Source organism: Streptomyces sp. NPDC033178 (genome assembly GCF_055577685.1).
Genome location: NZ_JBVIPT010000020.1, coordinates 53,035 through 73,597 on the forward strand (window position 1 = coordinate 53,035; position 20,563 = coordinate 73,597).

Annotated in this window: 18 protein-coding genes; 2 read left to right on the forward strand and 16 right to left on the reverse strand. The window is 67.6% G+C overall.

Going from position 1 to position 20,563, the window contains the following annotated elements; all coding sequences use genetic code 11:
- The 16 genes from ACZ5VQ_RS38675 to ACZ5VQ_RS38750 all read right to left on the reverse strand — a co-directional run bounded on the left by ACZ5VQ_RS38675 (position 1) and on the right by ACZ5VQ_RS38750 (position 18,600).
- Complete coding sequence (locus ACZ5VQ_RS38675) at positions 1 to 513, reverse strand: AAA family ATPase (RefSeq protein ID WP_469109080.1); 513 nt, start codon at positions 511 to 513, stop codon at positions 1 to 3.
- Between the two features lie 490 nt (positions 514 to 1,003).
- Positions 1,004 to 2,872, reverse strand: a complete 1,869-nt coding sequence (locus tag ACZ5VQ_RS38680) for a glycoside hydrolase family 15 protein (protein WP_469109232.1) — start codon at positions 2,870 to 2,872, stop codon at positions 1,004 to 1,006.
- Positions 2,873 to 2,934: 62 nt separating this feature from the next.
- Positions 2,935 to 3,510, reverse strand: coding sequence for a hypothetical protein (locus ACZ5VQ_RS38685; RefSeq protein ID WP_469109081.1), 576 nt, complete (start codon positions 3,508 to 3,510; stop codon positions 2,935 to 2,937).
- Positions 3,511 to 4,020 carry a hypothetical protein gene (locus ACZ5VQ_RS38690; RefSeq protein WP_469109082.1) on the reverse strand — a complete coding sequence of 170 codons (510 nt, stop codon included), beginning with the start codon at positions 4,018 to 4,020 and terminating at the stop codon, positions 3,511 to 3,513. It abuts the gene before it with no gap.
- Positions 4,021 to 4,169: 149 nt separating this feature from the next.
- Positions 4,170 to 4,937: a hypothetical protein gene (locus tag ACZ5VQ_RS38695; protein ID WP_469109083.1), complete on the reverse strand. Its 768-nt coding sequence runs from the start codon at positions 4,935 to 4,937 to the stop codon at positions 4,170 to 4,172.
- Positions 4,938 to 6,177: 1,240 nt separating this feature from the next.
- Positions 6,178 to 7,122 carry a terpene synthase family protein gene (locus tag ACZ5VQ_RS38700; RefSeq protein WP_469109084.1) on the reverse strand — a complete coding sequence of 315 codons (945 nt, stop codon included), beginning with the start codon at positions 7,120 to 7,122 and terminating at the stop codon, positions 6,178 to 6,180.
- Positions 7,119 to 8,477 (reverse strand): cytochrome P450, encoded by a 1,359-nt coding sequence (locus ACZ5VQ_RS38705; RefSeq protein ID WP_469109085.1) that lies wholly within the window; start codon positions 8,475 to 8,477, stop codon positions 7,119 to 7,121. Before ACZ5VQ_RS38705 ends, ACZ5VQ_RS38700 begins: the two co-directional genes overlap by 4 nt.
- 49 nt (positions 8,478 to 8,526) lie before the next feature.
- Positions 8,527 to 10,134, reverse strand: coding sequence for a labda-7,13-dienyl diphosphate synthase (locus ACZ5VQ_RS38710; RefSeq protein WP_469109086.1), 1,608 nt, complete (start codon positions 10,132 to 10,134; stop codon positions 8,527 to 8,529).
- Positions 10,131 to 11,210, reverse strand: a complete 1,080-nt coding sequence (locus tag ACZ5VQ_RS38715) for a polyprenyl synthetase family protein (RefSeq protein WP_469109087.1) — start codon at positions 11,208 to 11,210, stop codon at positions 10,131 to 10,133. Before ACZ5VQ_RS38715 ends, ACZ5VQ_RS38710 begins: the two co-directional genes overlap by 4 nt.
- A gap of 182 nt (positions 11,211 to 11,392) precedes the next feature.
- Positions 11,393 to 12,676, reverse strand: coding sequence for a cytochrome P450 family protein (locus tag ACZ5VQ_RS38720; RefSeq protein WP_469109088.1), 1,284 nt, complete (start codon positions 12,674 to 12,676; stop codon positions 11,393 to 11,395).
- Positions 12,673 to 13,278 carry a GTP-binding protein gene (locus ACZ5VQ_RS38725; protein WP_469109089.1) on the reverse strand — a complete coding sequence of 202 codons (606 nt, stop codon included), beginning with the start codon at positions 13,276 to 13,278 and terminating at the stop codon, positions 12,673 to 12,675. Before ACZ5VQ_RS38725 ends, ACZ5VQ_RS38720 begins: the two co-directional genes overlap by 4 nt.
- Complete coding sequence (locus ACZ5VQ_RS38730; RefSeq protein ID WP_469109090.1) at positions 13,259 to 13,564, reverse strand: DUF742 domain-containing protein; 306 nt, start codon at positions 13,562 to 13,564, stop codon at positions 13,259 to 13,261. The genes ACZ5VQ_RS38725 and ACZ5VQ_RS38730 overlap by 20 nt, the downstream gene beginning before the upstream one ends.
- Before the next feature lie 35 nt (positions 13,565 to 13,599).
- Entirely contained in the window at positions 13,600 to 14,100 is a 501-nt protein-coding gene (locus ACZ5VQ_RS38735) for a roadblock/LC7 domain-containing protein (RefSeq protein ID WP_469109091.1), read from the reverse strand.
- The gene (locus ACZ5VQ_RS38740; protein ID WP_469109092.1) at positions 14,097 to 15,446 is read right to left on the reverse strand and encodes an ATP-binding protein; all 1,350 of its coding nucleotides are present in this window, start codon (positions 15,444 to 15,446) and stop codon (positions 14,097 to 14,099) included. The genes ACZ5VQ_RS38735 and ACZ5VQ_RS38740 overlap by 4 nt, the downstream gene beginning before the upstream one ends.
- Before the next feature lie 305 nt (positions 15,447 to 15,751).
- Complete coding sequence (locus ACZ5VQ_RS38745; protein WP_469109093.1) at positions 15,752 to 18,463, reverse strand: AMP-binding protein; 2,712 nt, start codon at positions 18,461 to 18,463, stop codon at positions 15,752 to 15,754.
- A complete protein-coding gene (locus ACZ5VQ_RS38750; RefSeq protein WP_469109094.1) occupies positions 18,460 to 18,600 on the reverse strand; it encodes a hypothetical protein in 141 nt (46 codons plus the stop codon). The genes ACZ5VQ_RS38745 and ACZ5VQ_RS38750 overlap by 4 nt, the downstream gene beginning before the upstream one ends.
- 380 nt (positions 18,601 to 18,980) lie before the next feature.
- Here ACZ5VQ_RS38750 and ACZ5VQ_RS38755 point away from each other — a divergent pair, with 380 nt between their 5' ends.
- Positions 18,981 to 19,463 (forward strand): ATP-binding protein, encoded by a 483-nt coding sequence (locus tag ACZ5VQ_RS38755; protein WP_469109095.1) that lies wholly within the window; start codon positions 18,981 to 18,983, stop codon positions 19,461 to 19,463.
- Positions 19,463 to 20,497 (forward strand): aldo/keto reductase, encoded by a 1,035-nt coding sequence (locus ACZ5VQ_RS38760; RefSeq protein ID WP_469109096.1) that lies wholly within the window; start codon positions 19,463 to 19,465, stop codon positions 20,495 to 20,497. The genes ACZ5VQ_RS38755 and ACZ5VQ_RS38760 overlap by 1 nt, the downstream gene beginning before the upstream one ends.
- Positions 20,498 to 20,563: the final 66 nt, after the last annotated feature.

Consider the following 20,563-nt stretch of genomic DNA (forward strand, 5'->3'; position numbering starts at 1 on the left):
TCATGCTGGAATCGCCGGACGGCAACAGGGGCCTGACCAGGGTGCCTCTACGGCGTTGTCGAGCAGGACCGCGACGGTCCGGCGGGCCGTTACCGAGCGCCAGAGCGTAGTCAGCTCCGGCAGATCCGCCGGCGGCTGCCCCAGACCGAACGCGTGGAGCCACTGCTGGAGAACCATCTCCGGTGGGGTCGGCCCCTTCGGAGTTTGCAGATCCGCGTACAACTGCCCGTCACCGTAGGAGCCGTGGGCGTGGAGCCAACGGGCGGCGAGCGCGCTCTTGCCGACCCCCGCGATCCCGCAGAGCACCATAAGGTTGGCCCCGCCGTCGCGGGTCACGTTCAGAGCACGGACCTCCTCCTTACGGTCGGTGAAGTGGCGAGGGACCCGCGGAAGCTGACACGGCGTCGGAACGGGGCGCGCCGATCGGTAGTAGTGGACGCCGCCGGACACGGTGCCCGCCTGCACGGTCAGCCCGTTCAGGTGAGCCGACCCGCCGATCTCATTCGCCGTCATGGCCGCTCCCGCTCGAGTTGGCATAGCCACAGGTCCTGAGGGTGGCGACATCGCCACCGGATGAGGGCGTACAGCCGTTCCGCAGCGTCGCTCCAACCAGAGGGCATCGAGGAAGCTCCGCCTCCGTGCTCCACTGGCCCGCTTCCCGGAGCCGTGTCCATTTCTTTGGAGTCCGAGGATGGAGGGAGAAGCGGTTGAAGGAGCGTCCCTATTTGGTCGATGTAGCAGGCCGTCGGACGCGGCACCGGCACGGGAGATGGGTCTGCGGATCGCTCCGCGCGGGCGGCCGGTTTCCCCACGGATCGCGCTGATGGAGAGGTCCGCGTACGCCGCGATGCCTCGACGGCAGAACTCGGTGCCTCGGGGGCCCCGTGAGCCGAGTCGGGCGCGGGATCCTCTGAGGGGCCCATTCTGAGCGGCGGACGGCGAGGTACGGGAAGTCCCGGAAGCAGCGTCAGCAGGAGGCAGCAGACATCCAGGTAGCGCAAGGTCATAGGAGAGCTCCGCCGGGTGCTGTGGTCCCACGCTGGATGTCCTGTCCTGTAGTGCTCTGAGCTGGGACTTCCCGGACTGTGTGTGCACCGGAGTACCGGCTCAGGGTCAGGGCGGCGTCGACGAGTCCACTGTGTGAGAAGGCCTGCGGGAAGTTGCCGGTCTGCCGTTGGAGTTGGGGGTCCCACTCTTCAGCCAGCAGGCCGACGTCGTTGCGCAGGCGGAGGAGACGGTCGAACAGCTCATGCGCCTCGTCGAGGCGGCCGATCTTCGCTAGGGCGTCGACGAGCCAGAAGGAACAGACGAGGAAGGCACCTTCGTCACCCGGCAGGCCGTCCTCGCCGGTACGTGATCCGGAGGTTGTATAGCGCAGCAGGAATCCGTCCCTGGTCGACAGCTCGCGCTGGATCGCCTCGACCGTCCCGATCACGCGCTTGTCGTCCGGAGGAAGGAAACCAACCTGCAGGATCACCAGGAGCGCCGCGTCCAGCCTCGTGGAGCCGTAGGACTGGGTGAACGTGTTGCGTTCACCATCGAAACCCTTCGCGCACACGTCCTTGTGGATCGCGGCGCGCAGCTTCCTCCACCGGGCGACTGGGCCGTGTGCGTGTCCGGCCTCGATGAGGCGGACGGCGCGGTCGACGGCGGTCCAGGCCATGACCTTCGAATGGACGAAGTGGCGGCGCGGGCCTCGAACTTCCCAGATCCCTTCGTCCGGCTGGTCCCACTGGATCTCCAGGGAGCGGACGAGGGTGATGAGCAGCTGGTTGGTGTGGTGGTCGTAGTCCAGGCCGGACTGGCCGGCGAGATACAAGGCGTCGGTCACCTCGCCGTACACATCCAGCTGGAGCTGATTCGCCGCGGCGTTGCCGACATGCACGGGCGCTGAGTTCTCGTAGCCCGGGAGCCAGCCGAGTTCGGCCTCGGCCAGGTCGCGCTCGCCCGCGACGCCGTACATGATCTGGAGGTTCTCCGGATCGCCGGCGACCGCGCGCAGCAGCCATTGGCGCCAGGCGCGAGCCTCCTCGCCGAAGCCGGTGCGTACGAGGGAAGAGACGCTGAGCGCGGCGTCGCGCAGCCACACGTACCGGTAGTCCCAGTTGCGTACGCCGCCGATCTCCTCAGGCAGTGAGGTGGTCGGCGCCGCGACGATGCCGCCGGTCGACGCGAAGGTCAGGGCCTTGAGCGTGATCAGAGAGCGGACCACCGCCTCGCGGTAGGGCCCGTCGTACGTACAGTGCTCGATCCACGCGAGCCAGAAGTCCTCCGTCGACTCCAGCGAGGCCTCCGGCACCGGCACGGTCGGCGGCTCTCTGTGCGAGGGGTGCCACGAGACGGTGAACGCGACCCGGTCACCCGGCGCTACCGTGAAGTCGGCATAGGTCGTCTGCGACTCGCTGTAGGTCTCGGCCTCCGTGTCGAACCACACCGAGTCCGGGCCCGCCACGGCCGCCGTGCGCCCATTGTGTTGGTGCACCGTCGGCACGATCCGGCCGTATGAGAAACGCATGCGCAGTGCCGAGCGCATCGGGACGCAGCCCGAGACGCCCTCCACGATGCGGATCAGCTGGGGAGCGCCGTCGCGCGGGGGCATGAAGTCGATGACCCGGACAGTTCCGCAGGGTGTGTCCCACTCGGACTCCAGGATCAGGGAATCGCCTCGGTAGCAGCGCCGGGTGGCGGGCGGCGGTGGGGTGTCGGCGGCGTGGGCGGGACCGATGTGCCAGAAGCCGTGGTCCTCGTTGCCGAGCAGGCCGGCGAAGATCGCGGGCGAATCGAAGCGGGGCAGGCACAGCCAGTCCACCGATCCATTCAGGCCGACCAGAGCGGCGCTCTGCATGTCGCCGATGAGCGCGAAGTCCTCGATGAGGGATGTCCTTCGCTGGTCCAGGGGGGACGTCGGCAGGACGCTCGGGGCGGTCACGACGGTCACGGCACCTCCACGGGCATAAGGCTGGTGATGAGAGCCGACGCGCCGTGGCTCGATTCCGGGCGGCGTTGCATCAGGGAAACCTGGCCGAGATCCTGGTCACGGCGGACACGGACCTGCTGCCAGCCCAACTGGTCGCGGTAGTGGGCCACCAGCGCCGGATCGGGAACCCGGCACCGCAGCCACGCCGGCGGGTCGGGTTGGTGGGCGGCGTAGTCGCCGACCCATATCGCCATCAGCCACCCGATCCGGTCCCTGCGGAAGGTGGGGTGGGTGTGAGACATCGTCACGATCCAGGTCCGCTCCCGCAGTTCCGCGGCCTTCCATCCAGGGGCGGCGGGAGCGGTCGAGAGGAGAACGCTGCATCCGAGAACCTGGCCGTCCTCCTGCTTGAAAAGGCCGATGACCGTGGTGGTCTCTACCGGCTGGCCGATGAGACCGAGCACGGCGTTCCCCTGGCCGTAGCTGCGTTTTCCCCGCCTGCGTAGCCACAGCTCTCTCTCCGCGATCATGGCGGCCATCGGCTTCAGATCCGCGGTGGTCACGCGGCGCATCACGTACACGAGGTCTCGCACCTATCGGCTCGTAGTGGCGGCGGTCATGGGCAGGCACTGATCCAGGAGCCGGGCGTAGGCGTCGCTCATGACCGGGGGCACGACTTGGGAAGCAAGAGCGTGTAACTGCCGGAGATAGGGCGACTGGCTGGGTGGGGAGGTGAACGACCTCCCGGTCGGCTCGGCGTCACACCATTGCGTGGCGCGCCCGGTGACGTACTGAAGACCGACGATCTTGAAGGTGCATGTTGCGTGGGCGAGCCACGGCATCGTCCGCATGAGGCGCAGGTGTCCCTCCACGCCGCGGCGGGAGGGCCCTTCCAGGACGGCCTTCTCGGCGCGGAGCGCCTCCAGCAGCAACCGGGCTTCCACTCCGCACCGGGCCTCGACGAGTTGGTGGGCTGCGTCGTTGGCCAAGGGCCACTGGGGAATGGCGTGGAGCAGGCATGCGGCGACCACCTGCGGTGGGGCGTCCGGGGTGTACCGGCCAAGTGTGTTGACGATGTTGACGCCGTGGCCCAGGGCGTCCACGCCGTCAAAGGCCTGGCCCGGGCCCCAAGCAGCGGCAAGGCGAAAGGCGGCTTCTGCTCTTGGGTCCTGGCATGCGCGGGCTAAGAAGCCGACCACGGCATGACTCCTCTCTACTACGGGGATCAGGCGGCGCTGGGGTCAGTGAACGTTCAACCCGGCCCGGGGACTGTCGTCTCTACTGCTCGGGCAAGTTGATGCGCTGCAGGCACCGTCAGGTCGGAGACCCGGAGACGGTGCGGACGCGAACGGACGCAGGTGCTACAGGCCGGATTGGATGTCACTACGACGATGTGGCCGGATGCGGCACTCAGGACGGCCGTTATCTGGCTGGCCAGGTTCTCCAGGGCCCGCCAGTCGTCGTCCGGGGCGTCCTCCGTCGCGGATTCCGGATACAGCAGCCGGGCGAGCAGACGCGCCATCGGTGCGTCGATGTCGCTGACGCTCACCACAGTTTCGGTGGCGTGGACGCCTTTTACTTGAATGCCTGCGGCCGTGAGAGCGGTGCGCAGACGCTGTGCCGCCGCAAGCGGCGGAGCCAGGTGGTCCATGATCCACTGAGCCAGGCAGCATGCTCCGTCACTGGTCATGAAGTTGATACGCATGACCGGTTCGGGTCCTACTACGTCGGCGCTGATCTCGGCCTTGATACCCAGGCCGTCCATGGCCTGCTGGAGGTAGGCGGCTGGCGATCGGTCAGGCAGAGTATCGACCGGGAAACCGGAGACGTCCCCATCGTGGGTGAACAGGGTCAGCGTCACCGCTGGGCCACGCTGTTCTTGGCCAGCACTGCACAACGACCTGACCGCGGCCACACGCAGCGCGTCCTTCAAGGTGCGTGCCGCGGCTCGGCGCTGATCGAGTTGCGCCCCGTCGGCCAGAGCTTCAGGGGGATCGGACTGGGCCGGGCCAGTGGACATGGATCCCTCCTCGGACTGGGCGTGAGGAAGCGAGCGGAGCATGAGGGTCACCGTGTCTCCACGGGCATGCGGCTCGCGGCGGCCCCGAGCGATGGGCTTGAGCTGGAGGGGAGGAGAGCGTTCAGGGAGAGATTCAGTGGGATCGTCGCGGTGAACAGCCAAGACGGTGGACGGCTGACCCACCACGGTGTGTGTAGGCCGGTACGCGCGTGCCGCGGGGGAAGCGAAATCCAATCGCCGGCCAGGTAGCGGGACTCGCTGGGCCACGGCAGGTCGCCGGAGTTCGGCGGGACGAAGAAGTTCCAACGATCTCCGACGGCAAAGACAGCTCCGCACGGTGCCCCGTGTCGACGGAGGTGGTGCCACGTCTGGTCGGCGAGGACGTACGGCACCTCGACGATGTCGAAGCGCTGACCAGTCTGCACGCGGGTCACAACGGGGCTGCGCCACGCAGCTCCCAGGACTTGGAACGCCTCGAACTCAGGGCCGCTACGAGACACCATCGGCTCGAGCCAGTCCACCGTGAACCCATGTACTGGGTGAGCGAGCTCGGTACGGTCACCAACGTTCGCCCGGGGATCGGAGGAAACAGGTGCCGTTGCCGGCCATCTCCGTGTGACGTTTCCGTCGATGGCCACGTGGGCCTGGTGGGTCAGGGTGAGCGTCGGAGGCATGGGTCCTTCTTGTTGCCGATCTGGGCGGAGAGCGGGATGCATGAAGGTCTTCGTGCTCGCTAACGGGGCATCTCGCCAGCCACGACGAACACGATCAAGGCGATGACGAACACGAGGAGGCGCTGTTGGTTGAGGGGCATGGGTTGGCTACGCACTCAAGTTCGGCCCTCTCCGGCCGGCGGCGAACGTTCGGGGGACGCGCGTTCACGGCACCCGGCCGGAGAGGGAGTGAGTGGCATCAGCCCGGAACTGATGCACCAGGTGACTACGGGGAGTTGTTCTTCCGGTCCCTCAAGCGTCGTGGCCTGCACGTGGCACCGGTACGCCAAACCCGCGCCACTTCTTCGCCACTTCAGAGGCAGTCAAGGAGTGGTCTCCGGTCCGGTGGATGCGGACGACTGGCGGAATCCAGGGCAAAATTCCCTCGTCGCTCTCCGCCGAAGGCGCCTCAAGTGTGTGCCGTGGCCATTTGTGCGTCATTTTGGCCCGCATTTGTCGGAGCGCAGGCCGTTTGATGGCCGACTCCCCCTGGGGGAAGAGGAGTGCGGGCCGGGGATGTCCGAGGTTCAGGTCTGGTAGCGAGAGTGGGTCATGTGCCAGACGAACGACTGGACGATGTGTCCCACTGCCTCGGCATGTGCTCGGAGGGGACCGGATCCGGTGGAGGTGAATTCGGTGATGCGTGTTCGCGCAATCTCGGCCTGTTTCTCGCAGAGCCGTGCGATGTGGCGAAAGGCATCCTCGGTCGAGTGACCGTGCTTGGCTATGAGGAGCGTTGGGAGACTCAGCGGCTTCGTGCGCGCTGACTCTCGCGTGTAGGAAGCGAGATCGTTGATCCAGCCGGCGAGGTTGGCCGCGGCTGACTCAAGGGACCAGGCCGATGCCCGCTCCTCGTCCGAGAGTTCGTACTGCAGAACGATCTCTGAAGCGGCGAGGATGGTTCGTACAAAGACGGTGTGGGGCCGCATCGCGCAGTACGTGGGCACGGTGACCCGCTCTGGCCTGGCTAGTTGGTGGGCTTCCCACACTATCCCGGCGAGGTTGTCCCGAACGCGTCCGGCGAGCCGCAGGTACTGGATGGGTGTGGCCAGGGCCCGGAATCGTGCCATCAAGTCATGAAGCGCGGCGGGGAAGGGGCTCGTGGGGGGCGCCAAGTGGTCGTCCGCAAGGACCAGGGTCAGTTCCCCGACGCGGTTGACCAGCCGAGTGCGGTCACGTGCTGCGGCGGACTCGCCGTAGGTGTCGTCGAAGGCGGTGAGCCAGAGGAAGAGGGCGGCACAGAGCTCGAGTCGGTCCGGGGCAGCGGTCGGCAAGGTGCGGGCAATGCCCTGACCCGTGATGTTGCACAAGGATCGGAGCGCGTCGGACGGGGACAGAAAACGGAAGTGGCGAAGCCACTGCAGGAGGTATTGCTCGGTTCGGTCTGCATGAGGACTGGCGAGGAACGGGCCGGGAAAGGTACTGCTGAAGTCGGGCATAGGCAGGGCGCCGGAACCCGTGCCGGCGCTCACGTCGCAGCCCGCGACGGAGCGTGCCTCGCCTCGGCCGTCATATGCAGCGCGGAGGGGTGCACAGTGATCTCTCCAATCGGTCGTACGACGGCTTGGGGCGAAGGCCGCAGCCGCCAGCGGGACGCGACGATCGCCGTGATGAGGGTGGCCTCGGCCCAGGCGAAGGAGTCGCCCATGCACTGACGCTTGCCGGATCCGAAGGGAATGAACGCGCCCTTGGGCGGCTGAGGACGCCCCGTGAGCCACCGGTCGGGGTCGAAGCGCAGGGGCTCGGAGTACAGATGGGGATCGCGGTGCAGTGTGTAGGGGCTCCAGATGAGGTCCGCGCCGGCAGGCAGGGCGAATTCCCCGAGCTGTACGGCCGTGCTGGCCTGCCGCGTGACGAGCCAGGCGGGGCTGTACAGGCGAAGGGTCTCGCTGACCAGTTGGCGGGTGAAGGAAAGCTGCGGGATGTGCTCGGCTGTGGGCTGGTTGCCGCCGAGCACGGTGTCCACTTCGTCGTGCAGCCGGCGTTCCAAGTCGGGGTTGCGCCCGAGCTCATGGAAAAGCCAGGCGAGCACCACCGCAGTGGTCTCAGATCCCGCAGCCAGGAGGCCGGTGACCTCGGACAGGATGTCGTCGTCGGGCAGGGCGGTGCCGGACTCGTCGTGCGCGGCAAGGAGCAGTGATACGACATCGTCGTAGGCGTCCGGGTTGGCCCGGTGGTCCGTGATGATCTTCCCCACTGCCGTGCGCAGGACATGACTCGCGTGCTTGACCTGCCTGTTGTGGCGGTTGGGTAGCCGCTCCAGCGCGGCCACAGGGAGCAGGGCGCGCCGGATGGCGGCCCTGAAGACGACGTCGACACTGTGGAGGATCGCGCGCGCGAGCACGGGCTCGGGCGTGGAGGAGAAGGCGACGGCCATGACGACGCCCTGCGTCATGAGCTGCATCTCGGATTTCAGGTCGAGAGTGGCCCCGTTGGGCCAGGTGTCGATGGTGGGCTGCACGGTGTCCCGCATGGTCTCGACGTACCCGCCGACCTTCTCCCGGTGGAATGCGGGCTGCATCAGACGGCGCCGGGCCAGGTGGCGTGCGCCTTCCGCGACAGGGAGGGCGTCAGCGCCGAAAATCTTGAGCTTTTCGAAGAGAAGCCCCTTGGTGACGTGCTGAGACTTACGGGTGAGCAGTTCCTGGATCAGATCCGGCGAGTTGACGACCGTGAGGGTCTTCGGCCCGACGGTGACCCGCACGATCGGGCCGTGGGCTCGCAGGGCCTGGAGGAAGGCCAAGCGGTCCCTGAGCAGTGGTAGTGCGTGGCCGATGAGCGGTCGCCCGCCCGGTGCGATCGGCGGTACGGATGTATCGGCAGCCACAGTGTCTTTTCCCTCCGTTTCGGATGCGTGCATGGGTGCGTCCGTCGGCTCAGTGGCGCCGAGCTCGCAGCAGTTCCAGGGCGGCCACGACCTCGGCGTGGACCATGGCCTGGGGGGCGTAGAGGGTCTTGTCGTGCCAGAGCGCCGGATGCGGTCGGGCTGGGTCTTCAACGGCGGCGCGGAGGACGGCTTCGGCACGGTCCAGGGCACGAAGCACCTGCGGCTGCACACGATCGGCAGGGGCGCGCAGAAGGATCTTCACGGCGTAGGCAGTCTCCTCGGCGGTGCCTCCCCAGACCCCCCAGGATCCGTCCGTGCCTTGTGTAGCCAGGACCCAGTCGGCAGCCGAGCGTACGGCGCCGACAGCGTGGCTGCCTCCGTAGCGGGCGAGGGCGCTCGTGCACCTCTCGGTGGCGTAGTAGGGGGAGGCGTGCCATTTGTCCGTCCAGGCGCCTTCGGGTGTCTGCTGTGCGAGCAGCCAGTCCCGGGCCATGTTCATGCGGGTCCAGTGGGCGGAGCCCGCCTCGGGCCGGTGCGGCAGGTGGCTGCCGAGGGCCTGGAGGGCGTGGGCGTTGGCGCTGACCGATCCGGTGTCCTCGCCGACATAGCAGTCGTAGTGGGTCCGGGCTTCGAAGGCGGACAGCGGAGCGGGGTCATGGGGTTGGCCGGCGAGGGCGGAGACCAGGATCGACATGGCGGTGTCGTCGGCGTCCGGCAGAAGGCCGGGGGCTCCGCGTACCCCCGCGGGCTCGTAGATCTGAGTCGCCCAGGCGCGGACGGTGGACAGGCAGGCGTCCGGCAGCCCCGGGCCGGCGAGCGCGGCCGCAACCCACAGACGTTCGAAGACAGCGATCGGCGCGGCTTCCGGGAAGAGGCCGTCGTAGCGCCGGGCTACGGCCGACAGTTGTGTGACGGCCTGCGCCCGAGCGTGGTCGGGATCCGTTGCTACAGCTGCCCATGCGGCGGTCGCGGCGGGCGAACTGCCGATGAGCCCGCCTACCAAGCCCACCCCGGTGAGTGGGGCGTGCCGGGCGATGCCCTCAAGGGTGTGGTGGAGTTTGGCCGGCAGGACGCCTGCCGAGCGGTATCGCTGGCCGACGTGATCGGGCAGTGCGCCATCAAACCCGCGCGGCACAGCGAGACGTGCTCCGCGGGACCATACGCCGAGCCGCGCCAGCCCGCGGATCGCTGGCTGGTCCTGGTGCTCGTTGATCTGGGCGACGAGGCTGGGCACGAGGATCTCGATGGCCGCTGTGTCCGGCCAGGGACCCGCCGGCGGCAGACTGCCCAGTGCGGCAAGCCCGTCCGCTGCAGAGGATTCCAGTTCTTCTCGAATCTTCCTGGGGGACGCGTCGTAGCGCAGGACGGACAGGACGGCTTCCACCGCGCTGAGGGTCGGAAGCAGCCGGTGGGGCTCCGGACCCTCCCCCCAACTGCCGTCACCAGCTTGTTTGTTCAGAAGCCATGCGAGCCGCTGGTCGTGACCAGGCAGCCATGATGCCAAAGAGGTCACGCGGGCCGTCTCGTACACCGACGGGCGGACGCTGCCCCACTGATCGTCGTTGACCGAGGTCACGAGGCGGATGGCCTGGGAGGCGTAGGACTCCGGCATGCGAGGGAACTCTGTGGTGTTGGCCGGGCTCTGGGCGTTGGTCATGCTCGCCTCGCCGTGGCTATTCGCGCTATTTCGCGCAGTGCAGCGGCTGCGGCCGCGTGGATGGGCGCCCGTTCGAGTGCGGCGACGGCCGCCGAGCGCCGGGTACGGATCATCTCCTCCACACGCTCGCGGGCACCGGTTGCCTCCAAGACGGCCCGGACACGGAGGATCTCCTCATTAGTCAGGTCGGGTCGGCCGACCAGCGTGCGCAGCACGTGCAGTTCGTTGTCGGAAGCCTGTTGCAGCGCGAGCGCCAGGAGCACGGTGGCCTTGCCCTCGCGTAGGTCGTCGCCGACCGGCTTGCCGGTCTCGGCGGGATCGCCGAATACACCCAGAAGATCGTCGCGCAGCTGAAACGCTTCTCCTAGCGGCAGTGCGAAGGCACTGCACGCCTGGAGGATGTCGGGGCCGGCGCCGGAGAGAGCCGCGCCGATCTGCAGTGGCCGTTCCACGGTGTACTTCGCCGTCTTGTACCGCACCACACGAAGTGCGGCCTCGACGTCTCCCGACAGCCGGTCGGTCGCCAGCAGGTCCAGGTACTGCCCGTAGACCAGCTCGTCGCGCATGGCGGCCACGAGCGGCAGAACCCGGGCCAGGGCACCGGGTTCGACTCCGCCGTGAAGGAGTTCATCGGACCACACCAGGGCGAGGTCCCCGAGCAGGACGGCTGCGCTCCGACCGTGCACGTCGCTTCTGCTGCGTCGGCCGCCGCCTGCCGTGTAGGCAGTGGACAGCACGCGGTGGGCCGAGGGGTGTCCGCGGCGGATGTCGCTGGCGTCCATGACGTCGTCGTGGATCAGGGCGAAGGCCTGGAACAGCTCCAGGGCCGCCGCGACGGTCGTGGCCATACTGCTGGTCCGGTCTCCGCCGCCGGCGTGCCATCCCGCGAAGCACAGCTGTGCGCGCAGCCGTTTTCCGCTGGCGAGGAGTTGCCGCAGCGTCGTGTGCAGCGGCGCCATCTCGGGACCAGGTGCGGCCAGTTCCTTGCGGCCGAGGAACTCGCGCAGTACTGCGTCGACGTCGAGCTTTACGGCGGAGAGGTCCGGTGTACCGGCTGAGGATGCTGTGTGGGTCATCGGCGGGCTTACCCCCTTTAGTCCAAGAAGCGTCATGGATGGATTCCGTCTCCTCGAGGGCGGGCAGGGGTAGGAGCCCCCCGGAGATCCGAGCGGCTAGTTGGGCGGGTCGCGAAGGCGTTCGCGGCCCTGGGGCATGGCGTCGCGGCACGCGTGTCTGGTGTGCGCGAATGTTCAGGCGATCACGAAGGCGCGGAGGCGAGCCCTGGAGCGGCGTGTTCCGGCGGCGCGGTCCGTCGGCTCCAGGGCATGGATGCCTGGCTCTCGGAAGACCGCGGGGAGAAGCGGCAGGGCAGAGAGGTGAGGATGCGGTAGATAGCGTGGGCCCGGTAGGTCAACTCGCTGGTAGGGACCGCGAGTTCGACGTCGGGCAGGTATGAGGCGAGCCGCTCGATCGCCGCGATCACGATGACGAAGGCGCTGGAGCCGGCGGGGCACTCGTGTGGGCCGGCCGCGAAGGCCAGGTGAGCCTTGTGGTCCGAGCGGAACTCGTCGTCGGCCTGGGTGGAGTAGGGACAGGTGTTGACTGCGGCGTACGACACCATGACGGGTTCGCCGGCCCTGATGTTTCGGCCGTGGAAGGGGATATCACGGCGGGGCCGGTGGAGGCTGTACATGGCCAGCGGGGTGTCGGTGCGCAGCACCTCGTCGACGGCGGTCTTGATGGGCAGGCTGCCGGTAATCAGGGTGCCGCGGTACCGCTCGTCGGAGAGCATCCGCAGGATGGTGTTGGCGATGAGACCGGCCACGGTCTCGTAGGCAGCGCCTACAGTGATCATGACCTGGTTGGCGACGTCCTCCGGGGAGAGGCCGTTGGGGTGGTCGATGAACCACGACGTGAGGTCGTGGCCTCGCTGGGTGGCCTTCATCTGGTACAGGGTGCCGAGGTAGGCGTTGAGGGTCTGTTCGCCGTGGGCTTTGGTGCTGGGATCGGTGCTCATCATCGACTCGATCGCCGCAGAGAGCTGGGGACAGTGCTCGTCGGGCATGCCGAACAAGGAGTTCAGGACCATCAAGGACAGCCGACGGGCGTACTGGCTGATGAGATCGGCTTTGCCCAGGTGGGCGAATTCGCTCAGGAGCGCGTCGGCGTGCCGACGGGTCACGTCCCGTACGTGCTGGGGGTCGAGCAGGGCGAAGCTGTCGGTGACGACCTTGCGCAGGTGGGCGTGCTCTTCGTCGTCGGCGAAGAAGAGGCTGGGACGCCACTGCACGAGCGGCATGATCGGGCTGTCCGGTGGCAGGTACTCTATCCAGCCCCGGGTGTCCTTGGACCAGGTGCGACTGGTGTCGTGGAAGAGATCGAGGGCGGCGCGGTAGTCGGTGATCACCCAGACGAAGACGCCCGGGTCGATCTCGGCGAGACCCACAGGGCCCTGTTCACGCAGCAGCGCGAAGCTGCCCTGGGGGTCGGCGGCGTGGTCGGCCCCATAAAGAGGCACGGCGGCATTCGGCGTGGTGGTCACGAGAGGGTGTCTCCGGCACGGGTGACGAGGTAGGCGGTGAGGGTCTTCAGGGCGTTCAGGGTCGAGTCCCTGTTCCGTGCATCGATCGCGACGAGGGGGGTGTGGTCTTCGAGGGCGAGCTTGCTGCGCACAATTTCGAGGTCATGCTCGGGGGACTCCGGGAATGTGTTGACGGCGACCGCGTAATCCAGGCCGGACTCCTCGGCCAGATCCATGACCTCCCAGGAGTCGTCCAGCCGTCGGGTGTCGACCAGGATCAAAATGCCCAGAGCGCCCCGAGCGTGGTCCGCCCACAGAGTTCGGAACCGGCTTTGTCCGGGGGTGCCGAACAGGTAGAGCACGATGCCGGCCTGAACGAGGGTGAGCCGTCCGAAGTCGATGGCTACCGTGGTGGTGTCCTTGTCCTCGACGAAGAGGGCATCCACGTCGGCCGCGGCGTTGGTCATGACCTCCTCGGTGTGGAGGCTTCGAATCTCCGATACCGCCTCGATCGCGGTCGTCTTGCCGATCCCGAAAGGCCCTGCGATAAGGATCTTCACCCGGTCGTAGTCCCCGGTGGGCAGATAGACCGGAGCCGGTGGACTAGATGGCGGCGAGTCCATGGAGAACCCTTTCCAGGAGAGCCCTATTGGGCTTGTTGGTGTCAGGAGCGTGAGCTCTCACATGGCCTTCGTCGACGAGTTGTGAGGCGAGCAGCTTGCACACTCCGATCGGCAGACTGAGGTAGGCAGCGGACTCCATAACAGTCAGTGAGCCGCTGCCGACCAGTTCGAGGAAACGCTGCTGCGCGGGATTGTGGTGCGCGGCGGGGGGCAGGCCGGTGGCGGTGAGCGCGGTAAGGCGCTGGAGCGTGTTGCGGGTGGGATTACCGCCGCCTCTGGTTGCCATGTAGCTCGGGACCAGCCTTGGCCGCCGGCCCTCGGTCATGACGCTGAGTCGTCGGTGCGGGCGGAGACGGACATGAGCTCTTCGCCGAGCTTGTTCGCCTGCTTGGCCATCGCGTGCGCGATGATGCTCATCGGCGTCTCCGGGCCGTAGGCGACGGCGATGAAGGCGTTGGTGTTCTTGCCGGCGGGCATGACCGTGAGCCTGCCCGGACTGATCGGCTCCTCCGGGTCCTCCGCGTCCGGGTTTTTGACGGCGGCCAGCTCGACAGTGAAGATCGAGATTGGGGTGTGCGGGGATGCGTCCAGTGCGGTGGCGGCTGCGGCACGCGCTGAGCCATGAAGGGAGGAGACCAGCGCCGCGATGCCTTCCATCGCGGCGACGCTCTCCTTGCTCTCCCGGTCGACTTTGTCGCAAGCACCGACGACCAAGCCATCGGCGGACAGGATGACGGCGCTCCTGACTCCTCCGATGGCGGTGATCGGGTCCAGGACCCAGGAGGGATCGCCGAGCTTCTCGCTGAGTGTTGATGTGGTCATGTGTTGTCCTTGGGGTCTGTTTCGGGGGCGATGTCGGCTCGTCCGGTGGCCAGGCCCCGCTCGAAGCCCTCCCAGTCCGTCAAGACCTGGTCGGGATCCGGGAGTTGCGCCTCAGGCGTGCGAGGTTCACCGGCTACGGGCGTTGTGCGCGTCCGGCGCCGCCGTTGAGGCAAGTCCGAGGCGACCTGAGGGCCGGTGGGTGGAGCCGACGCCGTCGCAGGCGGTCGGTGCGTGCGTGGGGCAGCGGCAGGTCGGGGAGCCATGGCCGAGAGTGGCTCGGCCTTCGGGTCGACTGTTGTCAGCAGAGCAGGGGGCACGGAGATCACCGCGCGAACGCCGTGGTAGGCGGACACTTGATCGACAGAGACTTGGAACCCGTGATCGGCGACGACGTAGCCGATGGCCGCGAACCCGAGAGCGGGTGGATCACCCAGTTCCGTGAGGAGTACAGCCTGTGGATTCTTCCCGGACACCAGCCGAGTTCCTCGGGCGGCTGCCTCGGCGCTCATCCCCTTGCCCGCGTCATCTACTTGGATACAGACAGCGCCGTTGTCGGTCTGCAGAAGGGTGACTTCCACGGAGAGGTCGCCACGCGAGGACTCCAGGGCGTTTGCCAGCACTTCGGCGCAGACCACGGCGAGTGGTTCGGCGGCACGGCCGACAACGCCAACGTTGTCGGCGAGCAATTTCGAGTTGACCTGGATCCGCTCGTAACCGTGCAGGCGTGACATGGCGCCGTTGACGATGTCCGGGAGATGGGTGTCCGGGCGGACGAGGCCGGGCCAGGCGTCGCTGACGATCGCTGCCTTCTGGACCAGGCGGGCGATCTGCTCGTTGTGGTGGTCGAGTTCGAGCAGGCTCTTGAGGGTCGCCTGGTCCTGGCAGTCCTGTTGGAGGGCAACGAGCAGCGTCCGCAGCTGGTAAGCCTTGGCCTGGATCTCCATACAGGTGCCACGCAACGCTGCACGAGCGGCAGAGTTGATACGACGGCGTTCATCAACGGTTGTGCTGACAAACAGCTCCTCGACAGCGTCGAGCAGTTGTGCGTACTCGGTGCCGGCGAGGCTGTCGCTCAGCAGGCCGGGAACCGGGTAGTGATCACTGATCAGCTTCAGCGCCCGGGCGGGGAGGCGGGTGGTCAAGAGGTGGCGCAGCTCGTCGTGCAGCGCCCGTTCCTTGGCCCCGGCGGCGGCAAGCAGCCCGCTCTGCGTCGTTCTCTGCTTCACGAGTTTGGCGTGGTCGCGGGACAGGGCTGCGCGTGAGCGGGCCAGGCGCGCCGTGGCAACGGCGCCAGCGGCTGTCGTGACACTGAGTACCACGGTGGCTGCTTCGAATATCGAAGTCACGGGCTGGTGTCCTTGGGGTAAGGGTTGGGTCCCTTACTCAAGGCAGCAGGTGAGGGGGAACCCCGGAGGCGGCCTGAGGAAAGGGACGTGTAGGGACGGGGGTGCGTAGCGCACTCGTGATCAAGCGTGGGCCGTTTCATGTGGCACCGATACGCCAAACCGACGCCATTTCGCGGCCACTTCTGGCGAGCAGGGCATCGTTCGCTGAATTGCAGAGCCCTATGGCCAGCAAATTGTGGGTGAATCGGGCACTCTCGGCGGCCGTTGCCTGGACCGTCAATTCGCGCCCCGGGAGTTCGCTGCAGCTACTGGTTCGCCCACCCCTCGGCGGCTGCTACCGCTGCGGCGGCATCCGGAACAACAGCGACGGAAGGATAGGCGTCGAGAGAATCGCCGAACGCGCCCACGCGGATGACAGGAATGCCGGCCGCGAGAGCGGCGCCGACCTCAGTTCTGGTAACAGCGTCGGGCCGGTCCCCCTCCAGCGCGATGACCAGGCGGGACTGGCGGATGTCGTCCAGCCGTGCCTGCGCGATCGCCTGGTCGGCGGCGGGGCCAGCGTCGACCTGGCTCACCACACAAAGCCCAGGGGAGCGGTCCAGCCAGCGCGCCGTGCTGTACAGCGGACGCGGCAGTGCGGCGCGCAACTCGTGCAGCTCCTGCCTCTTCTCGGACGGGCCGCCCAGGTAGACCGGTGCCCTACCGTCCGGCAGCGCCCGCCAAGCGTTGACCGAAGGCGACCCCGGATCCGGTACGCGCGCGGCAAGTCCTGGCGGGCGGCGTACGGGAGGCAGCAACGGCGTATCGGCGCGAGGAAGATCATCGACCACAGTCGGCAGGCCGATCCTGGTGCGCATGCGGTCGAGCTCGACTTCTGCCGACGCCGGGTAGAGGAAGCGAGGCGAGTCGTCCTGGCGCAACATGAAGGTGCCGAACAACTGCTCCTCCTTCATGACCGAGCGAGTCCGATCCTGGAGGAGAGCAAGGTGACGCGGATCGGTCCGGCCGCACGCCACCGCCTGAGTCACCGCGAAAAGGACTGCCTCGCGGGCGTCGTTGTGCAGGTCACAGTGCTGGAGCAGAAGCCACACCGCGTCCGTGACGTGGCGGCCGTCGGTGTCGGCACGGGGCCAGCCGAAGCGGTCGACGGCGACGAGTACGTCGGCGGCCGCCGTTTCCCAGAACGTCAAGTACGACTCGAGGTCCGGATGGGCTGCCGCCAGTTGAGAATCGAGCCGCGGCAGGAGGGTCAGCGGCATGGGCCAGTCCGGATAGCCCAGGGCTTTGGCAACGCGGTGCTCAAGGTCGGGCGTGGCCATCAGCATGCCCAACACCTCGGTCAACAGCACCTGCTCGTCCGCCGCCAGGCCGAACAGGTGCTCCCAGACTCGGTCCCTGTTGCTGCGCTGCACAGGGCGCAGGGTTTCGGGTCGATCGAGGACCGCGGCATCGCGGAGGAGCGCCCGGGCTCGGCTGACGCTGAACACTCCGTCGTGCGTGGTCGGGAGTTCCGGAACGCGGAGAACGAGCGCAGGGTGAAGGTGCGAAGGGAGGAGGCTGCGCGTCCGGGCGCGGACATCCGCAACGGTCCCCTCGGAGTCCAGGACGACGAGGACCCCGAAGACGGCTCCCAGAGCAGGATGGGGAAGGTCGACGACGCCGACCTCCTTCACATGCGGGTGGGCCACGACGGTTGAGAAGATCGCCTCGGCAGGCGGCAGCGACGCCGCTGCTGGCAAGGCGCTCGGTGAGGCCACGAGAACGACCTCACTCGACTCGATGAGATGGGCTGGGTCGCCGGTGCTCAAGACCCTCTCTCCTTCGCCGTCGATCAAGCGGTCCGCTGGCAGATCGCCCTGCACTCCGAGCCCAACCGGTTGGGGAGACACGACAGTGAGGTGTCCTTCATCCCAGGGGTGGGCGCGGCGCCCGTCGGCGTTCACGACCCGAGCACCGACGCAGAGGCTGAAGTGCCCGCTCGGGGGTACGTGCGCTGCTCTGGCAACCGAGTACGCAAGGCGAACACCCTCGGCCGTTTCGAACACGTAGACGACGCGGGCGTAAGGCAGCTGCCGGAGCAGCAGCTCCTTGCACGGGGCTGGACACAGCGACCCAGAGGTGAGGATGGTCCGGAGCTGATGGAGATCGGCTGTACCGCCACGGGCCGCGAGGGACTCCAGGTGCACGCCCTCAAGTTGGTCGCCGCTGATGGCCATTGATGTCGCCCCCTGTTCGGCGGCGACGTCCCACAGCTCCCTGTGTGACCGCGATGTGGTGATCACGGTTCCCCCACTGCAGAGGGCCTCCAGGGCCCGGTTCTGGATGCCACCGTCGAGCAGGCGGTCGGCGACGAGTAGCCGCTCACCCGGGTCCTCGGGGTGGACGTTCAGATGGAGCGGCCACCACGGTGGCCGCAGGGCGAGCTGCTGGGCGAAGTCGCGCGCGTTCCAGCGGTAGATGGTGCCTTCCCCGGCTGGGTGCCCGTGCGAGAGCCGGAACAGGGTGGTGCACTCCCCTGAGGCCTCGTCGTCCGCCTCCTTCCGGTCCGGCTCAGATGCCGGCCAGGCAACGGACCACGACGGTGCGTCCCGGTCACCGCAGAACCAGACGCGCGAAGCATGGGACGACGCCCGGATGGAGGCGAGGTCCTCGGCGTACGCGGCGTCGAAGAAGACGGCGGCCGGGGACAGGCCGTCGAGCGTGCGGCAGAACAGCTCCCACGGGTCGGTGCAGATCGGTGCTGCTCCTGCGCGCAGACAGGCAGCCAGAGCGATCAGGTGCTCGGGGCGGTTGCCGAGTGTGATGATGACGACGTCTCCCCTGCGGACGCCTGCTCCGCGGAGCGTGGCGGCGACCGCGTCGATCGTCCGGGCCATGGTCTGCCAGTAGACTGCCGCCCCGTCGTGGATCAGTGCGGGTCTGGTCGGTTGGCTGGCGCCGATTTGGAGCCACAGCTGTGCGAGGCCGCTCGGCGCTCCGCTGTCCGCAGCGGTGGCAGGGGCGTTGTCGGCGCTCATGCCCCGGCCTCCAGGGTCTGGAAGGTGTGGCCGCCCTTGTTGCTCGGGCGGAGCATCCCGGCGTGGCCGGCGGCGCCGTTGGACGTGCGCCGGTGGAGGAGGCGCGCCGTGATCTCGGACGCGGCGGTGCGTGACATGGGCTCACTCTCAGAACGGTCGGCTGCACCATGTGCGCGCGATTGATCCGCGCTCAAACATGGCCGACGCCGACCGCACCAGGGAGGTGACGGAGCCGGTCGGCGCCGGCACCTCCCACCGTGGCCGACAACGCGCGGCACCAATACGCCGAACCGGCGCCACTTCGTGGCCACTTCTCCTCAGCCCTTCGAGCTGAGCACTCCCTCGCTCTGATCCGCCGTTTCCACTCCTTCGGGGCGACACGCGGGGACGGAACCGGGAGAAGTGGCGTAGATGTGGCCACGGTTTGGCGTACCGGTGCCGTTCGCAGTCCGTCACCGTGGTTGTGGGCCAAGTCCGGCCCACGCCGTAGGGCTTCTCGAAGCGCAAGGAGACGGGAGTGCCCCCCACCACCGCACAGTTGGTCCACGACCAGGGCCTCGGACAACTGCTCAACCACCGTGACGTCGACCTGAAAGACATGGCCGCACCCCAGCGAGTTGCCCGGGCGGAGGTCCGCGCCGTACTGGAAGACCATGCCGATCCAGGGCGAGTTGACGACGCTCTGCTCGTCACCAGCGAACTGGTCAACAACTCTCTGACGCACGCCGGAGGCCCGGTGAACCTCACCGTCGACCTCTATGAGTACGGCGCTACAGTCAGCATCCTCGACTGCGTCGGCAACACCAGACCTGCGGTGACCGCACCCGCGGAGGCGGACCTTCCCATCGATCACGCCCCCGTTGATCTCGCGATGGTTCGGGACAGTGGGCGGGGCATGTTCCTCGTGAATGCCTTCGCGACCGCATGGTCAGTGGAGGAAGACGAAGGTGGAGGCAAGCGCGTCGTCGCGATCTTCTCACTGCTCGGCGGCATCTCCTGATGCCCGCCGCCGACCTCGGTGACCGCTATCTGTCCCGCGGCCTCCTCGTGACTCCGCTGGGCGTGACCTGCGCCAGCGGGCGAGACCACAGCACGCCAGAAGACGGAGACCTCCTTGACGGACTGCGTTCTGCCGTGGCGCACGGGGCCACACTCCTGGACACAGCAGACTTCCACGGCAACGGCCACGCCGAGCGCGTGATCGGACGATTCCTCCGCGAACTGCCGGACGACGCCCCACTACAGCTGAGCAGCAAGGTCGGCCGGATCCGCGGATCAGCTCCACACCCGTACGCAGGGCGTCACATCCATCACCAGTACGAGCAGTCCGTGGAGAACCTCTACGCCGAGAGCATTGGCATCTACTCCCTGGACTCGTTCGACTTCGGCCCAGGTGACCGCTACCTCGGCACCGCCATAGAATCCATGCACACACTTCGGAGGCTGGGGTCCATCCAAGCAGTCGGAATGCGGGGCCCGTGCGTGGACTACACCGCCACTCCCCAACAGACGGCCACGCACGTCGAGCGCTTCCTGTACCTGTTCCGCCTGATCAAGCCGGACGTCATCTGGACGCCTTTCAACGCCCTCACCCCGTCTGTACTCCTCGAAGGCGAAGACCTCTTCACCTTCACCGCCCGGCGGGGCGTCGGCCTGGTCCTGGCCGCGCCCTTGGCACATGGAATACTCACCGGACAGCCTTCAAGCGGCGCGGCCTTCTGGCGCACCATCGGAGGATTCGAACCCCACGTCGCGGAGACGATGACGTCGGGCTTCTGCGCGCTACGTGCCCGATTCGGCACCGCGCCGGGCACGCTGACCCGGGTGGCCCTCCGGTTCAGCTTGCAGCGCGGCGAGCACTGCGCCGTCGTGGCTGGCTTCAGCAACGGGCGCCAGGTCACGGAGAACTACCGCTGCCTCGCCGGACCGCTGACCCAGGACGAGCTCTCCTTTGTCGACGAGGTCTACGCCGGCTTCCGGGCTTGTATCAGCGCCGCCGCGGAACGGAGCCCGGTCGAACACGCGAGAGTATGACCGCGCCGGCCGAGGAGAGGGAGAAGGACGGCGTGAACTGTCCTACGTACGCGGCGCGGCGGACGG

What these genes read in the sequence shown, in the direction of transcription:
- ACZ5VQ_RS38745 (WP_469109093.1), bottom strand. Translation starts at nt 18,463, where the DNA reads ATGAGCGCCGACAACGCCCCTGCCACCGCTGCGGACAGCGGAGCGCCG.
- ACZ5VQ_RS38725 (WP_469109089.1), bottom strand. Translation starts at nt 13,278, where the DNA reads ATGGACTCGCCGCCATCTAGTCCACCGGCTCCGGTCTATCTGCCCACC.
- ACZ5VQ_RS38710 (WP_469109086.1), bottom strand. Translation starts at nt 10,134, where the DNA reads ATGACCAACGCCCAGAGCCCGGCCAACACCACAGAGTTCCCTCGCATG.
- ACZ5VQ_RS38735 (WP_469109091.1), bottom strand. Translation starts at nt 14,100, where the DNA reads ATGACCACATCAACACTCAGCGAGAAGCTCGGCGATCCCTCCTGGGTC.
- ACZ5VQ_RS38695 (WP_469109083.1), bottom strand. Translation starts at nt 4,937, where the DNA reads ATGTCCACTGGCCCGGCCCAGTCCGATCCCCCTGAAGCTCTGGCCGAC.
- ACZ5VQ_RS38760 (WP_469109096.1), top strand. Translation starts at nt 19,463, where the DNA reads ATGCCCGCCGCCGACCTCGGTGACCGCTATCTGTCCCGCGGCCTCCTC.
- ACZ5VQ_RS38675 (WP_469109080.1), bottom strand. Translation starts at nt 513, where the DNA reads ATGACGGCGAATGAGATCGGCGGGTCGGCTCACCTGAACGGGCTGACC.
- ACZ5VQ_RS38750 (WP_469109094.1), bottom strand. Translation starts at nt 18,600, where the DNA reads ATGTCACGCACCGCCGCGTCCGAGATCACGGCGCGCCTCCTCCACCGG.
- ACZ5VQ_RS38730 (WP_469109090.1), bottom strand. Translation starts at nt 13,564, where the DNA reads ATGGCAACCAGAGGCGGCGGTAATCCCACCCGCAACACGCTCCAGCGC.
- ACZ5VQ_RS38715 (WP_469109087.1), bottom strand. Translation starts at nt 11,210, where the DNA reads ATGACCCACACAGCATCCTCAGCCGGTACACCGGACCTCTCCGCCGTA.